Consider the following 15890-nt stretch of genomic DNA (forward strand, 5'->3'; position numbering starts at 1 on the left):
ATTAAAATAACGCTAATCGAAGATGATTAGCGTTTTTTATTTTACAAAAAAAGACGAACATTGTTAATTATGTAACTTTGTTGCCTCAAGAAAAGTCGAATGATAGAATTTACAACATATTGATCGTTCATATGACTAGGTGGAAAGATTTAAAGAGGTGAGTAGGAGTCAGAATTCCTCATGGTAGAGCTAATTTTCAGTGTTATACTTGAAATATGTTGCAGATACGACCATCAGACAGTAAACCAAACTAGTCGTTAATAATTGGAGGATAAAATGGAGAGTAATCAGAAATATGCATTTGAGTCAATCCCAATTTCCGAACGAGACATGAATTATTGGGATATGTTTGCCACGTGGTTCGGCGCCAACGCCAACAACGGAACCTGGTTTATTGGGGGAGTGATTGCTGCTGCCGGCTTTTTCGGTGGAATTAGTTCCGCAGTGATTGCCTCAGTGATTGCCTTTGCGTTCTTGAGCATGGTGGGATACATGGGATATCAGACGGGAGCGTCCACCACGATTCTGTCGCGAGCACCGTTTGGGATTCGAGGAAGTGTCGTTCCATCGGTCATTAACCTAACCTTGTTCATGGGTTGGACGGCGGTTAACACGTTCATTGCCGCTACGTCCTTAGCATACTTATTTCATAGTATGTTTGGTTGGGCGTTATTTGGCCAACCCGGTGGTTACTTTGGGATTATCGTTGGGATCATCATCATGAGTATCCTGCATTTGTTAAGTATCATTGCGGGACCGAAATCAGTTCAGATTATCGAACGAATCGGAGTGGTTTTGGTAATTATCTTTGTCATTATCGAAGTGATCGTGGTCTTTCGCGACGTATCGTTCTCCCAGATTGCTAAGTATCAGGTTCCAATGAAGTCTAAAATGCCATTTGGAGTGGCGCTCGATACGATTGCCGCAGCCGCATTAGGCTGGGTTGTTGGTGGAGCGGACTTTACTAGGTTTACCTCTAGTAAACGAATTGCCACCCAAGCCCCTTACGTGGGTGCCATTTTAGGAATGGTCAGTTTTGTGATCATTGGTTTATGTACGACTCTGAGTGTTGCCGTAACTTCTGGTGTGTTCAACCCGAACAACTCGGATCCTAGTACCGTTGCCAATAAATTAGGACTTGGTTTGATTGCGATGGTTGTCATTGTTTTGACTAGTATGACCGCTAACGCCGTCAACATTCAGTCCGGTGGCTCGGCTTTAAATAACCTGATTCCTAAGATTAGTCTGAACAAGTCTCTGTTCATCGTTACGATTCTATCCATGATTTTGACTTTGGTTCCACTGATTAATGGCAGTTTCTTGGATGCCTTTACCGCATTTCTGAACTATACCGGGATGTTCCTTGGTCCTATCATTGCCATTCTGGTAGTTGATTACTTTGGTTTATCAGATGGGAAATATGATTTGAAAGCTTTGGAAACTCCTACTGGAAAGTACTGGTATAAGGGTGGCATTAACTGGTTTGCGATGGCATGTATCGCCATTGGAGTGGTACTCTACATTGGTTTGAACCTGTTGCCGATTGTTAAGGCGACGGTTGGTGCGACCTTCATTTCCATGATTGTGGTTGCGATCGTTTATTATGTCGGTAGTAAATTAATGCGAAAAGCTTAAATAGAAATAGAAAACCCATTCACTTTTCAAAATTAGTGAATGGTTTTTTTGTGTTAATTAATTGATATTAAAGGGTTTATAATATTATGTTAGTACTTTAATAATAAATCATTCTTCTAGGAGAAAATCATGGACGGATATCATAAGATTTGGAAGGTTTTAGCGACCATTATTTGTCTTGTAATCTTTATACTTAATTGTTTTTTAGGCGTTGGAATTTTTTGGACTTTATTACTTTGCTTTTCATTGTGGGGAAGCTTTTTACTTTTTACTAGAAGAAACAAGAAACCGAATTTTACTAAAAAGCTAAATGAATATGGAATAAAATTAGATGAATTAAATGAATTTCCCGCGATTGCCAAAAATGCGATTGTAAGACGAAAATTGTCAAATGGAGCTTATAGTAATCTTCTGATGAGACAACTTCGATTAGTTAATGATGAGTTCAATATCAATTATAATGATGAGATGGAAATAGTTAATCGACTAATTTATCTGGCGCATGAATACTACAAAAATGTGAAAAAGATTAAGAATAATTACAATGAGAATATTTATAACAACTTTACTGCCATTGATGAGTTTAGCGAGCACTTGAGTGATTTAAAGAAAGAATACAGTAAAATCATGGTAGGTAATGATGGTGAAAATCGGGTGGCAAATTCGGTCAAGGGTCTTGGGGACGTGATTTCTAATAGTAATGTATGGAATGATTATGGTGATGGTCACACTAATCGGAATCAACAAGATGTAATTTTGATTTCCCAAAGAGGAATATTCATCTTTGAAGTTAAAAATTGGACGACGTCTAGGTACATAGAAGAGACCCAAAGTGGTTACTTAATTGGAAGAGACAAATATAATAACAAAACTCATTTTGTTAATGTAGCTCAACAAAGCCTAAATCATAAAAAAGCCATTGGGAACTTATTAAGTGATAATTTATCAATGGATGGAGAGAGTGGGGAAATAATGAATAACGTTCATTCATTGATTGTTAATGCGAATGATAATTGTCGGGTGTTAAGCCATCGGGACACAATTTTTAACGTATCAGAGCTTAGTGAGAGGTTGTTAGAGTATCCAATCTGTTTTAACCCTAACGAAGTGGCTCAGATAGTCCATATAATAACTGCCAGTCAAGTTTCAGAACAGAATCGGAATCATTATATCTTTAACGAAGAACTGATCCCAAATCTTCCCTTGGTCGAAAGATGTTTACGGTTTATCCATGATACTGGTCAAAGTATTAGATAAAGTAATTTTTATCGTACAAAAAAACGCCTAACCATGATTTTCATGGTTAGGCGTTTTTCGTTCAAGACTAAACGTCTAATTTAGTTCCACTATCTTTTTTGGCACTTGCCTTTGTTGCTTTCTTAGTAGTTGCCTTATCGTCAGTTGACTTGGATTTAGCATCCTTACCATTGTCATCATCCTTTGATTCTTCATCATTGGCGATGCCATATGCTTCTCTGACTTTTTGCTTAATTTCTTCGACCATCTCAGGTTTGTCACCAAGGTTGGCAACGGTCTTGTTTAGACCCTGTCCCAATCGTTTCTCACCGTATGAGTACCATGATCCAGACTTGTCAACGATGTCCTTGTCAACCGCTAAGTTGACCATGTCGGCAATTGGTTCAATTCCTTTACCAAAACTCATCAGGGTATCAACGGTCTTAAATGGAGGAGCCACCTTGTTCTTGACAACCTTAATCTTGGTTTCTCGGCCAACGACATCTTGGCCTTCCTTTGATTGCTTACCGGAACTAACACGAAGTCGAACACTTGAGTAGAACTTAAGGGCACGACCACCAGGTGTGGTTTCAGGGTTACCAAACATCACACCAACTTTTTCTCTTAGTTGGTTAATGAAGATGACCACCGTGTTGGTCTTATTGATACTAGAAGCTAACTTTCGAAGGGCCTGTGACATTAAACGAGCCTGCAAACCAACGTGAGAGTCACCAATGTCACCCTCAATTTCAGACTTAGGAACAAGAGCTGCAACTGAATCGACAACGATTAAGTCGATGGCCCCGGATTGAACCAAGGCATCGGCAATCTGAAGTCCTTCTTCACCTGTTCCTGGCTGTGATAACAAAAGGCTATCAATGTTAACACCAAGACTTTTGGCGTATTCAGGATCCATTGCGTTTTCAGCATCGATATATGCGGCTGTCCCACCAGCCTGTTGCAAAGCAGCAACGGTTTGAAGGGCAATGGTAGTCTTACCAGATGACTCGGCACCGAAAATCTCAACTACACGACCACGCGGGAAACCACCGATTCCAAGGGCGATATCTAATGATAAGATACCGGTTGAGATGGAATCCACGTTCTGGTTAGGTGATTCACCCATGCGCATAATAGCACCAGTCCCAAATTCTTTCTTAATCTTGCTAAGTGCTTTGTCGAGCTCGATTTGACGCCCGTCTGCACTGTTTTTAGAATTTGCCATAAAATTCCTTTCCTTTTACATAATTGCGAACATACGTTTGGTTACTTGATATAATCAATTGTACACTAATAACTACGTAATTTCCAATTAAATCAAATCAATCAATTAGATTCGTTTATTGACATAATATGGTGAGGTTTGATCGTTATTCTTATCGTTTGATTGAGCGTTATCCGAAAGGAAAATATCGAATGATTTTTTATCTTTGCCATGAACTACTACGACGTTTTTGGACTCGATTTGCTTATCACGATAGAGTTGGGCAGAACGAACTGCATCGTTGTAGTCGTGGAAGTTGCCAAGGGAGTCTCCGGGATTGAAAAATATTGTTTCTGACATAGTAATTACCACCTTTCTACTATTATATTGTACCAGATTGCCCCCTTAATTATCTATTAGTGGACTGCCATGTTGAACGACTATTTGCCACGTCGGAACATTAGTTAAATAAATTATTAAATCAATTTGATAAGTTACATACGGACTTTTTTGTACGGTATAATGTAGTTGTAAGCATATGTGAAATCACTAACATAGAAATGAATGCTTAATCTGGATTTAAATCTAGGAGGGTTAATATGACTAAGAAAAAAGCAATTATGATCGGTGCCGGGATCTCTAACATGGCGGCTGCCGTTTACCTGATTCAAGAGGGCCACTGGGATGGAAAAGACATTACTTTCTATTCATTAGATGACCATGGCGCAAACGATGGTGCCAAAACTGACGTGACCGGTAACGAATACTGGAACCGTAATCACGAAACTTCGGACCAGACTGGCTTTGTAGCCCGTGGTGGAAGAATGTTGAATTATCGTACCTACGTTGATTTAATGGATCTGTTAAGTCGAGTTCCTTCAGCCACTGAAGAGGGCATGACCGCCGCTGAAGACACGCGGGACTTTGATGCTAAGCATCGCACCTACGATAAAGCGCGTTTGATGGAAGGCGAAAAGGGCATTATTAATTCCGCTAAGATGGGTTTTAACAACAAGGATCGAATCTTATTAACTAAGTTAATCATGATGCCAGACGATAAGGAAACCGAACTTGATAACGTCTCAATCGCTGATTACTTCAAAGATGATCCTCACATGTTTCAAACGAATTTCTGGTACATGTGGGAAACTACCTTTGCCTTCCGAACTCAAAGTTCAGCACAGGAACTTAGACGTTACATGCACCAAATGATCTACGAATTTACCCAAATTAACACGCTAGTTGGAGTTAACCGGACTCGTTACAACCAGTACGAAAGTTTGATGTTACCATTAATTAATTACTTGAAGAAGCAAGGCGTAACGTTCGTCTTGAATCGACGAGTTGATGACTGGGACTTCAAAGAAACTCCAATGAACGAAGAAATTACCGTTAAGGGCTTAGAAATGGAGAACGTTGACACCGGTCAAAAGGAACACGTTGACGTTGATGATGATACCGCGGTCTTCTTCACGAATGGTTCCATTACTGATTCTGCCACCCTTGGGGACTTCAACAATCCATCAGGTGAAAATACCGACTATGGTGCTGCTTCAAGTTTGTGGAAGAAAGCCACTGACCACTTCTACAACTTGGGAAATCCTGATAAATTCTTTGCCGACCGCAATGCTAGTGGTTGGAGTAGTTTCACTGTAACCACCAAGGATCACACGTTCCTAAACGAAATTACTCGGATCACCACGCAACTTCCGGGGAATGCCTTGAACTCCTTCTTATCAACGAGTCCAATCACTCCATTAGGACAAAAAGACGTAAGAATGTCAATCGTGGTTCATCACCAACCTCACTTCACTGACCAGAAACCAAATGAGACGGTCCTTTGGGGCTACTTCTTGTATCCATACCGTCGCGGGGAATTCGTTGACAAGCAATACATCAAGATGACCGGAAAAGAAATGGTTCAAGAGTTGATCGGTCAACTTTCAAAGGTTGATCCAGGTCCCGTTAATATTCGGGATAAAGAAAAAGAAATCATGGATTCGATCGTCAACTCGGTTCCGGTATACATGCCATACGCTTCGGCATTGTTTAATAACCGGGCTAGGATTGATCGTCCAAAAGTCATTCCAGAACACTCAACAAACTTAGCCTTCACTGGTGAATTTGTTGACCAGCCGTATCAGATGGTCTTCACTGAACAAAGTGCCGTTCGTTCTGGTGAAGTGGCTGCTTACCACTTTGCGGGCGTTCCAATGTCGAATCTTGTAGATAACCCACGATTTGATAAGAATCCCAAGGTCATGGCTAAGGCCGCTAAAAAGTTGTTTGAATAATTAGATCGTAAAAAAGCCCAACTTCATTTGAAGTTGAGCTTTTTTGGTATTCAATCAACATAGTCTTTAATTTCAGTAAAACACACGTCTCGTAGTGAGTCTGGGATGGCAAATAACTCCATAAATTCTTCTAAATTAATCTGATCGATTTCTTTATTGTCAGCATAGAAAGGGATCAAGAGTTTGATCGCATTGACATTGGCTTTTTGTTCATACTTCGGACTTAGCAAGGTCGTGAAACTAAGAATAGCGTCATCTTGATCGCACTGCATTATGTGGCTAATCTCATGCGCAATGATGAATGGCAGTTGTTTACGTGGTTGCCAGTTGGCATTGATCACAATTGACCGAGAACGGACGTCCGCAAAGGACTGGGTATTCTGATGTAGTTTGTCAGTGTATTCAACCGCGATGTCGTTATCTAACGCATAGTTGAAGAGGCTATTGATGATTTCGTGCATTTCGAAGTTTCCTTAAGATTTCCACTACCGTTTCACGATCTTCTTCGGGAATTGGTTTGCCCCCGAACATCATGATCGTTGAGAGGTCGTCTAAATCAGCAGAGTTACCGGTTGAATTTCCTAGAAGGTAATCAACGGAGACATTAAAGTAGTTAGCAACTTTTTTTAGTTTCTGTGAATTGGCCGTTTTATCCCATTTTTGAAGGGTTCCATTAGAGAAGCCGAGCTGATGCTCCAATTCGCGAATGGAAATGTTTTTGTTTTTAGCAAGTTCTTTGACACGTTGATATATCGACATTTTGGACTCCCTTTAATCCTTTATATAGAAAAATAATCTATAAAATTATTGACATGTAGAAATAATGGATATATGATTGCTCTTGTAAACAGATGAGAAATCAATCAACGACCTCAAGGAGAGGTCGGTTTAGATTATTTCAGCTGATTTTCTTTACTGTCATTGTAGAGCTTTTGTCTATGATATTCAATGATTATTCTACATGATTGCGATTTGATTTCGATGTGTTTGCATGCGAGTTAGCGCTAACTCTTAAATCTGATGAATAGAATTTTAGGAGGAAATAATTATGGATCAACAAGTATTAAACGTTCAGAAGTGGTTGAACCAAGAATATGGGAATGTTTCAGGATTTGATAAAGTCAAGGAAAATGGAAACACTGGTTGGCCAACTATTTATGCTTTAAGAATGGGACTTCAACATGAGTTAGGTATTAGTCCACTTGGTAGTGGTTTTGGCGATAAAACCAAGAAAGCACTAAGTGGAATGGTTGATCAATTGAAGGTCGGCTATAAAGGTAAGATTGCAAAGTTAATTCAAGGTGCTTTTTGGTGTAAGGGAATTAGTCCGAATGCGTTTGATGAGAAATATACAAAAGATACACAGAATGCAGTTAATACCCTTAGAAATGACGCAGGATTAGATAAAGGTGGAGTTAATGTCCCACTAATGGCTGGTTTATTTGATATGGCTGCCTTTGAATTGCTTGATGGTGGTAAAAATAACTATCGTCAAATGCAACAATATTTAAATCATAACTATCTTAATTATTTTGGTAATGATCTTGGATTGGTTCCAACTGACGGTTTGTATCAACGAAATACGAATACAGCTTTGATTTATGCTCTTCAAGCTGTTGAAGGAATGACACCCGTGCAAGCTAACGGAGTTTATGGATCAGGAACTATTAACAAAACACCAACCTTAACTGAAGGTGATAAAGGTGCAGGAGTTAAACTACTTCAATATGGATTAATGGTTAATGATTTTTTGAGTGGATCTGTTGATGGAGTATTTAACAATTCTGTTGCTGAAGATGTGGTTAATTTTAGAAAGTTTATGAATTTACCACCATTTACAGGGAAAGTAGATTTAACTGTTATCAAAGGATTACTTACCAGTAACGGGAATACTAATCGAGATTCAAATGCATGTGACACTTCGTTTCAATTAAGTGATAAAGACGTTAAAAACATTAAAAATTATGGATTTGAAATTGTTGGTCGTTACTTAACTGGATCAGTTGGCACTGGCTCAAAACGTCGTAGCAAAAATCTAACTGATGATGAACTGAAAAGAATTACTGATGGTGGCCTAAAGGTGTTTCCAATCTATCAAGATAATGATGGCAGTCAGGAATACTTTAATTATGGCCAGGGCTGTGCTGATGCAGGAATTGCAAATGCAACAGCACAACGACTCGGCTTCCCAAAAAGTACTATTATTTATTTTGCTGTTGATACTGATATTCAGGCTGGCGACATTGATAGTACGGTTATTCCATATATGGAAGGAGTCAAAAAGGCATTAGGTGGATCAAATTATCAACTAGGAATTTACGGAACTAGAAATGTTTGTGCTCAAACCCTTAGTAAAGGACTTGCAAAAGCAGCCTTTGTATCTGATATGTCAACTGGATATAGTGGAAATTTGGGTTATCAGATGCCTAAAGATTGGGCAATTGACCAATTTGTTGAATACAGTTTAGGTGACATTGCAATTGACCAAGATGCATCGTCTGGCAGAGATAATGGAACTAATGAGATTAAGCCAACGGGAATTGGAGAAATGTCTGCCAAAGATGCTTTGAAGAATATTGTTGATAATACACAAGTAGAAATTGATGTTCCTTGGGTAATCTACAATGATAATAAATCATTAAAAATTACCTTAGTAGGTGAAGGTGATATTAAACCTATCCATGGATCAGGATTGTTTACTATTAGTAACGGTGCATTACCACTAAAGTTTATGTTTGATTGGGTAATGCAAAGTTGTAATAACAATATTAATGCCGGAGTATACATCGTTAGTTTATTTAATAAATGGGAATTTGTTCAAAAAATTGAAGACGGACAGGTTTCAATTGAAATTGTAGAAACTAAAGATGGTTGGAGTATATCAGTAGAATTTAATATTTTTAAGTTAAAGATTAATAATAAAAGTTTTGATACAGAACTTTCTATTTCAATTGATATTGATTCTCATCCACATAACTATCCTGATTTTAAGAGTTATGAAAAAAGCTTATGATGAGGTTGCCGACAAATTAGGAGAAAAGACTGATACGTTTGCTTTGACACCGGCATATGTAAGATATGCAATTGAAGGTGAAAGTATTGGTGTTGCTGTAATAATTGCATTTTTAGCAGCACTAGTAGGATGATATATGATATTATTTGCGTAATTTATGGTGTATTAAAATGATTAAATAAATGGACCCTTAATTTTTAATTACAGGTCCATTTATTGATTTATGTCTTAATTACTTATTTTCCAATTTCATCTTTTTAATTCCCTCAGTAAGTTCTTTTGAATATTTCTTTTTCCGATATTTTAAGGTACTTTTAGAAAGATAATAGAATAAAAAGCCAGAACAAACTAAAAACGTTGGCAGCATTGGAGATTCATATGCCTCCCATAAATTGTTTGAAAGTAATAGTATTTCAATTGATCCAATGAAAACAAAAATTCCAAAACACACAAATAAAATAATGACCCATAAATAATAATAATGTTTTAACCTTGAAGCCCGCATATGCTTAATCTTATATTTTTCTATTATTAATCTTATTGTAGTTCCTAGTGCGGTAATAAATAGCGAGAATGTAATTCCATCGATTGTTCCCATGATCCAGAGGATGAATTTGTTTGCATGCATATTAAGGAGAATGAAACCTAAAGTGAAGGTAATGATTACCAATATAATGGATGGTAGCAATAAACGTGACATAATGTGATATTTATGTAAATATTCTTGATAGTCCTTGATGTAGTCTGATTTTTCTGGCATTTTATTTTTCTCCTTATAACCGAATATTCTCTCGTTAGTAAAATATAAAATGATAAATTATTCCACAAATGATATTTATAAATGATAAAGCACAAGCAAATATCACTAGATAGTAGATAAAGTTAATGTGCTTGAAAAAGTATTGTCTTAAATTTTTAAAGTCGTTATTTGTGTTATTCATATAATTAAAGTGTTTTAATTTATGAATGGTTAAATATAGAATGAAAGAAATAAACAATGTTGAACCTATCATTAATATAGGGAAGTAACCAGTATTCCCTAATAAAAGATCCCAACGATCGTTTAAAGTTATTTTCCACAGATTATTTTTATCGAAGGTATTTACTGTAATGTTATTAATAAAGAAGTACGCAATTAATATTAATATATACGAAATTGAAGGGGCACTTTTGTAATTTTTATTTTCTTTTTCTAAATGTTTTCTGGAACGTTCATATGCGACACATAAATATATTATAGGTATAATTAAACAAAAATATATTATATTAGAAAATATGTAATAGATGATTGGTAAAGTAAATTGCAAAATAGTTCCTCCAATAAAAATGGTCATTAATGCTTTTCTATTAAACTAAATAGTGTGCCTTAATTATGTTAGCACTAGTATGCTTGGAGTAACAAATAGTATCAGTCATTGGAAGTTATTTAATATGTAAAAAGAGTCAGCATTTTGATGCTGACCCTTTTATTATGGTTAAGTTAATAAAGATAATTTTCTATTAAAGTGTATTTGCTTAAGCCTTTCGAATTGTGAATAGTATTGATGCTTTAGTTTATAGCTGCTTTCATGGTTATTTAATTTCTTTGTATGTTCCATCTTTATTAACACGATATATTCCTGCAGTTCCAGATCCACCTTGATCTTTGTATGATTTAATTATTAATTGGATATCATAGTAGAACCCGTCAGTTGGTAAAGATTCGTATTCCATATCATCATCACCGAACCCTAAGCCATTTTTCAGAACATTAATGGCCTGCTCAGGATTGTTAACTACATTATTCTGAGCTGAATTGGATTGACTTGGTTGATTATTTTCTTGATCAGAATTATTAGATGGTTGTGTAGATTGAGCATCATTAGTAGAAGAGGATGAGTTGTCATTGGCACTAGAGGTAGTAGATGAGCTCATGTTACTTTGACTATCTGTTGTAGATGATGTCTGTGATGAACTTTCAATATCTTCCTTATTATTATCTTTAATACTGTTCGTTTTTTTATCTTTTTGCTTTTCGGGTTTTCTTTCCTCTTGTCTCACATTACTACTTGATTCTTGGTGATCTGTACGATGTGAACTTGAATATGCGACAAATCCAACCACAATTACTAATACGATAATAACGACGAATACGATTGTCCTTTTGTGTTTCATTAAAATTCTCCTTAACTAAATTAATGGTGTTAAGTGTAGTAAAGTTTCAATGTTTACACAAATTGATAGTTAAAGAATTCATCGTATGTTCATTTTCAAATATTCCCAAAACAAAAGGCCCAACCCATGAATTCCACAGGTTGAGCCTCTTTTTATACTAAAATAATTAGGATAATAATGAAACAAATTGCCAACACCGATAATGCCAAAAAACGTTTTGATGTCAATTTATGGGTTTTATGATAAGTCCATCCCATGCAACCCAAAATTACGATCAACCCGAATGCTGCCATTATAATTAACTTGATTAATACCGCTGTGTCGCCCAATTTGGCCACTTCCTAGTTATTATTTTAATTCGATTTGGTAAGCAAAACGTTCCGTTCCGTGATTCCGTTTACCGTTTGCATAAATAGTACCACGTTTAGTGAATCCATTTGAGAGAATGACGTGTTGCATTCCTTTATTATCGGGATGAGTGTCAATTCTGACATCCTTAAAACCACGTAGTGACGAGATGGTAAATAGACCACTAATGAATTTTGATGCCAGTCCTTGGCCACGATAATCGTTTGAAACCGCAATGCGATGAATGGCAGAGTAGTGACCTTGGTCACCATTTGCCCATTCGCCACCTTCGAGGTGTAAGTAGTCGGGGTCGATTCCTAAGTGAAGGGTCGCAGTTCCAGCAACCTGACCGTCAACGTCTAAGACATATGAGATGCCAAACTTAACGTCACGGGCGAGATCATCCTCACTGGGATAGTCGCTTTGCCATTGGTCGATGCCTTGCTCGCCTAAGAACTTCTTGGCGTTCTTGATGATGGTGTAGATATCGTCAAGGTCGGCTTCGGTGGCTTTTCTTACGTAAATAGTAGACATATTAACACTTCCTTACTTTTATTATTAGACGATAAGTAATTATAGTGAAGCGGGGATGGTTTTTCAACCACTAAATTAATTATGGTGGGAGCTTTTTTTCTGGTAAAATGCATTGAAGAGTAATTTAGGAAAGTTGGAGAAAACTTGGAAAAGAAATTAAGTGTCAGACAAATCGGTTACGTTGGGATCATGTTATTTGGAATTTTCTTCGGAGCTGGTAACCTGATTTTCCCTGTGAACATGGGACAGATGGCTGGTGGCAACGTTTGGTGGGCTACCCTAGGTTTTATTTTAACGGGAGTTGGCCTACCAATTTTAGGAATCATTGCGTTAGGGGTCACTGACAGTTCCGGTGCGTTTGAAATTTCGTCAAACGTGGGCAAGTCGTTTGCGTACGTTTTTACCATTTTAATTTCCTTTATCATGGGACCACTTTTGGCAATTCCGCGGTTAGCAGCGACGTCGTTTCAGATTGGGATCTCACCGTTTCTTAGTTCCAGATATCAGCAAATGGGTTTAATTGGTTTTATTCTGGTTTTCTTCGTTGTCATTTTCTTATTGTCATATAATCGGGGACGCTTACTTGAGTACATCGGAAAGTTTTTGACCCCACTATTTTTAGTCTTGTTAGCGATTATTGTGGTCATGTCGATCGTGAAACCGATGGGATCACCTCATTTTTACCATCCCATGGGTGAGTACGCTCATTCTCCGCTGTTGTCTGGATTTGTTGAGGGCTACAACACGCTTGACGGGGCCGGATCGATTGCCTTCGGAATTGTGGTAGTGGAAACCGTCCGTGGCTTGGGAGTTAAAAGTCCAAAACAACTAGCTATAAGTATTGGAAAGGCCGGCTTGATTGGTGGCTTGATGATGGCGGTGGTATATGTCCTGCTAAGTTACATGGGAGCCACCAGTTTGGGCCAATTTAGGCCGTCGGCTAACGGTGGGATTGCATTGGTTCAGATTGCGACCCACTACTTTGGGGGTTACGGAAACATTTTGTTGTCTCTCATCGTGATTGTGGCCTGCTTGAAGACGGCGATTGCGATGAGTAGTGCCTTTGCGGATACCATGTCAGACATTTTTCCCAAGTTTAAATACCTACCCGTCTTGATTTTTGCAGTGGTGATGTCAGCCCTTTTGGCAACCATGGGCCTGACTGAGATGATTCGCTTTGTGATGCCAGTACTGATGATCGTTTATCCATTTTCAATCTGTCTGATCTTGATTTCGTTAATTAAGCCGTTGTTGAGGCGACCACGAATCGTTTACCAAATGACCACCTGGTGGATCGCCATCCCGGCTATTTTAAGTGGAATTACTACGATTCCTGAACTAGCTCATGCACCAGTTTTCTCGTGGTTGTTTAAGCTCAATCATATTTTGCCCATGGCTCAGTACGGCATGGGATGGGTGCTGTTCGCGCTGGTTGGGTTGGCGATTGGCCTTATTCTGTCAGTTAAGCAGGCTCAGAAATCATTCAAATAAGTCAAAATAAATATCCCTCATGGTTAGAAATTGCTCTAACTCCGAGGGATATTTTAGTTTTCTTCATTATAGTAGGTGCACGGTCATTGCCATTCCCATGCCACCACCGATACATAACGTGGCGAGGCCATCGGCTTTACCAGTTCGTTTTAGGTTATTAATCAGGGTGATTAAGATACGGGAACCTGAGTCACCAAGGGGATGTCCCATTGAGATCGCTCCTCCCGTGATATTCAGTTTATCGTCAGGGATGTGCAGGTCACGAGCAACTGCCAGACTCTGAGAGGCAAAGGCCTCATTTAATTCAAATAGATCAAAGTCACTAATGCTTTGCCCGGTTTGCTTCAGCAATTTGTTGACGGCGTAGTAGGGGGCGTATCCCATGATTTCTGGATCACACCCAGCTTCGGCGTATGCACCCAGTTCAGCAATTGGAGTGAGTCCCAGTTCATTAGCCTTACTTTGTTTCATGATTAAAATGGCTGACGCACCATCGTTTAAGCTAGCCGCATTGCCTGCGGTGACCGTCCCGTTTTCTTTAAACGATGGTTTGAGCTTTTTAAGTTGTTCCATGGATGTATCAAAACGAACCCCTTCATCTCTGTCAACGACGGTGTTGCCACGCTTTTTTTTGATTTCAATTGGGATCATTTCTTCATTAAAGTAACCATTTTGTTGAGCAGCACTTGCTTTTTGATGGGATTGAAGCGCAAAAGCGTCCTGCTCCGTTCTGGAGATGTGGAATCGATCGGCGACATTTTCAGCGGTGATTCCCATTGGCTTGCCAGTGTGAGCGTCGTTTAGACCATCCTTTTGAATGCTGTCTTCTAGGGTAACGGGACCAAACTTGTGACCCTTTCTTTCGTTGGCATTTAGATAGGGAGCGTTTGACATGCCTTCGGTTCCGCCAACGAGGATGACGTCAGCGTCTCCCATTTGAAGGGCTGATTGGCCAAGACGAACGGCCTTCATTCCTGATCCACAGACTTGGTTAATGGTAGAAGCAGTGGCGGTGTTTGGGATACCAGCGTTTAATTCAATTTGTCTGGCAACGTTTTGTCCTCCGCCAGCCTGAATTACATTTCCAAAGATGACTTGGTCAATTTGTTTGGGGTTAATTCCGGAGGATTTGATAGTGGCCTTAGCAGCAATGGTTCCTAGGTCAACTGAAGTGAGGCTCGCAAGCGTCCCGTTGATTTTTCCAATGGGTGTTCGCTTGGCACTTACAATTACAATTTTGTCATTCATAAATTCGATGCTCCTTTGACTTAATACGGTGACAATTATACATGTTTTTGCTTAACTTTTTTTAAAGTGGAAAGTTAATGCTAATTTTCGAGTTTCTACTATAGTAAAATGAATGGAGGAGATGAGAAGAACATGAATAAGGATGAAGAGGTACAACAAGTAGGAGAAATGATTGATCGATGGTTGGATGCCATTGATTCACAGCCAGAGATTGCTGGTAAGTCCCAAAGTGAAGTGGATGAGATTGATACCATTATTGATAGCTTTGTGGAGATTGCGATCGTGGGACTAAACAAGCAACCGGCAAGTTGGGATGTTGATTTGTTGGCTGACGTGATGTTCAGTCGTTTTACGCTTTTATTAGACGGCGATGAAAAAACGGATTCATTGTTTCAGCTCATTCCGTTTGCGTTGACGCATTTATTTTCCTATTTAGATCATGAGGGGATCATTAAGAACGGTTCTCAATTGAATCAGTGGGTAAAGGATAATTCCAAGGCACTTCGTTCAATGTACGATTCTAATTTTGATGCTTTTTATAGTAGATTGGTGAGGGCAATGAAAGATGCTGACGTTGATCTAGAAGATAAGAGTGCGGTTGATGCGTTCACCAAGAAGTATCTTAGTCAGCATCCTCAAGATGGAATTGACTTGTATTCGAAGAAAAAGTAAGCTTCATTTCCTAACTTAAAGGGGATCTCAAAAAAAGTTTGACCTTTTTTGACCAAAAGTG

Annotated in this window: 15 protein-coding genes; 7 read left to right on the plus strand and 8 right to left on the minus strand. The window is 38.5% G+C overall.

The window, feature by feature from the left end; all coding sequences use genetic code 11:
* Positions 1–276 precede the first annotated feature (276 nt).
* Both FC73_RS06680 and FC73_RS06685 read left to right on the plus strand, forming a co-directional pair.
* Positions 277–1635, plus strand: coding sequence for a cytosine permease (locus FC73_RS06680; protein ID WP_010022077.1), 1359 nt, complete (start codon positions 277–279; stop codon positions 1633–1635).
* Between the two features lie 129 nt (positions 1636–1764).
* Positions 1765–2892 carry a nuclease-related domain-containing protein gene (locus FC73_RS06685; RefSeq protein ID WP_010022076.1) on the plus strand — a complete coding sequence of 376 codons (1128 nt, stop codon included), beginning with the start codon at positions 1765–1767 and terminating at the stop codon, positions 2890–2892.
* Positions 2893–2959: 67 nt separating this feature from the next.
* Here FC73_RS06685 and recA read toward each other — a convergent pair whose 3' ends face one another.
* Together recA and FC73_RS06695 are read right to left on the minus strand one after the other, a co-directional pair.
* Entirely contained in the window at positions 2960–4096 is a 1137-nt protein-coding gene (gene recA / locus FC73_RS06690) for a recombinase RecA (protein ID WP_010022075.1), read from the minus strand.
* A 105-nt stretch (positions 4097–4201) separates the two neighbouring features.
* On the minus strand, positions 4202–4435 hold the full coding sequence (locus FC73_RS06695; protein WP_010022072.1) for a hypothetical protein: 234 nt from the start codon (positions 4433–4435) through the stop codon (positions 4202–4204).
* Positions 4436–4674: 239 nt separating this feature from the next.
* On the opposite strand from FC73_RS06695, the gene FC73_RS06700 reads away from it, so the two are divergent.
* A complete protein-coding gene (locus tag FC73_RS06700) occupies positions 4675–6369 on the plus strand; it encodes an oleate hydratase (RefSeq protein WP_010022071.1) in 1695 nt (564 codons plus the stop codon).
* A 50-nt stretch (positions 6370–6419) separates the two neighbouring features.
* On the opposite strand, the gene FC73_RS06705 is transcribed toward FC73_RS06700, so the two are convergent.
* Entirely contained in the window at positions 6420–6830 is a 411-nt protein-coding gene (locus FC73_RS06705) for an ImmA/IrrE family metallo-endopeptidase (protein WP_010022069.1), read from the minus strand.
* A complete protein-coding gene (locus FC73_RS06710) occupies positions 6811–7128 on the minus strand; it encodes a helix-turn-helix domain-containing protein (protein ID WP_010022067.1) in 318 nt (105 codons plus the stop codon). Before FC73_RS06710 ends, FC73_RS06705 begins: the two co-directional genes overlap by 20 nt.
* Positions 7129–7417: 289 nt before the next feature.
* On the opposite strand from FC73_RS06710, the gene FC73_RS06715 reads away from it, so the two are divergent.
* Together FC73_RS06715 and FC73_RS07010 are read left to right on the plus strand one after the other, a co-directional pair.
* A complete protein-coding gene (locus FC73_RS06715) occupies positions 7418–9382 on the plus strand; it encodes a glycoside hydrolase domain-containing protein (protein WP_010022064.1) in 1965 nt (654 codons plus the stop codon).
* On the plus strand, positions 9366–9515 hold the full coding sequence (locus FC73_RS07010; RefSeq protein WP_010022063.1) for a hypothetical protein: 150 nt from the start codon (positions 9366–9368) through the stop codon (positions 9513–9515). Before FC73_RS06715 ends, FC73_RS07010 begins: the two co-directional genes overlap by 17 nt.
* A gap of 99 nt (positions 9516–9614) precedes the next feature.
* Here the strand turns inward: FC73_RS07010 and FC73_RS06720 are convergent, their stop codons facing one another.
* The 3 genes from FC73_RS06720 to FC73_RS06735 form a co-directional block, all read right to left on the minus strand.
* Positions 9615–10142 (minus strand): hypothetical protein, encoded by a 528-nt coding sequence (locus FC73_RS06720; RefSeq protein WP_010022060.1) that lies wholly within the window; start codon positions 10140–10142, stop codon positions 9615–9617.
* Between the two features lie 812 nt (positions 10143–10954).
* Positions 10955–11536 carry a hypothetical protein gene (locus FC73_RS06730; protein ID WP_010022057.1) on the minus strand — a complete coding sequence of 194 codons (582 nt, stop codon included), beginning with the start codon at positions 11534–11536 and terminating at the stop codon, positions 10955–10957.
* A gap of 348 nt (positions 11537–11884) precedes the next feature.
* Positions 11885–12418: a GNAT family N-acetyltransferase gene (locus tag FC73_RS06735; RefSeq protein ID WP_010022056.1), complete on the minus strand. Its 534-nt coding sequence runs from the start codon at positions 12416–12418 to the stop codon at positions 11885–11887.
* Between the two features lie 144 nt (positions 12419–12562).
* Between FC73_RS06735 and brnQ the strand changes: the two genes are divergently transcribed.
* A complete protein-coding gene (gene brnQ, locus FC73_RS06740) occupies positions 12563–13909 on the plus strand; it encodes a branched-chain amino acid transport system II carrier protein (protein ID WP_010022055.1) in 1347 nt (448 codons plus the stop codon).
* Between the two features lie 66 nt (positions 13910–13975).
* On the opposite strand, the gene FC73_RS06745 is transcribed toward brnQ, so the two are convergent.
* Positions 13976–15157: a thiolase family protein gene (locus tag FC73_RS06745; protein WP_010022054.1), complete on the minus strand. Its 1182-nt coding sequence runs from the start codon at positions 15155–15157 to the stop codon at positions 13976–13978.
* Between the two features lie 132 nt (positions 15158–15289).
* Here FC73_RS06745 and FC73_RS06750 point away from each other — a divergent pair, with 132 nt between their 5' ends.
* On the plus strand, positions 15290–15829 hold the full coding sequence (locus FC73_RS06750; RefSeq protein WP_010022052.1) for a hypothetical protein: 540 nt from the start codon (positions 15290–15292) through the stop codon (positions 15827–15829).
* Positions 15830–15890 lie beyond the last annotated feature (61 nt).

The sequence above is a fragment of the Fructilactobacillus fructivorans genome (assembly GCF_001434095.1).
Lineage (GTDB): Bacteria > Bacillota > Bacilli > Lactobacillales > Lactobacillaceae > Fructilactobacillus > Fructilactobacillus fructivorans.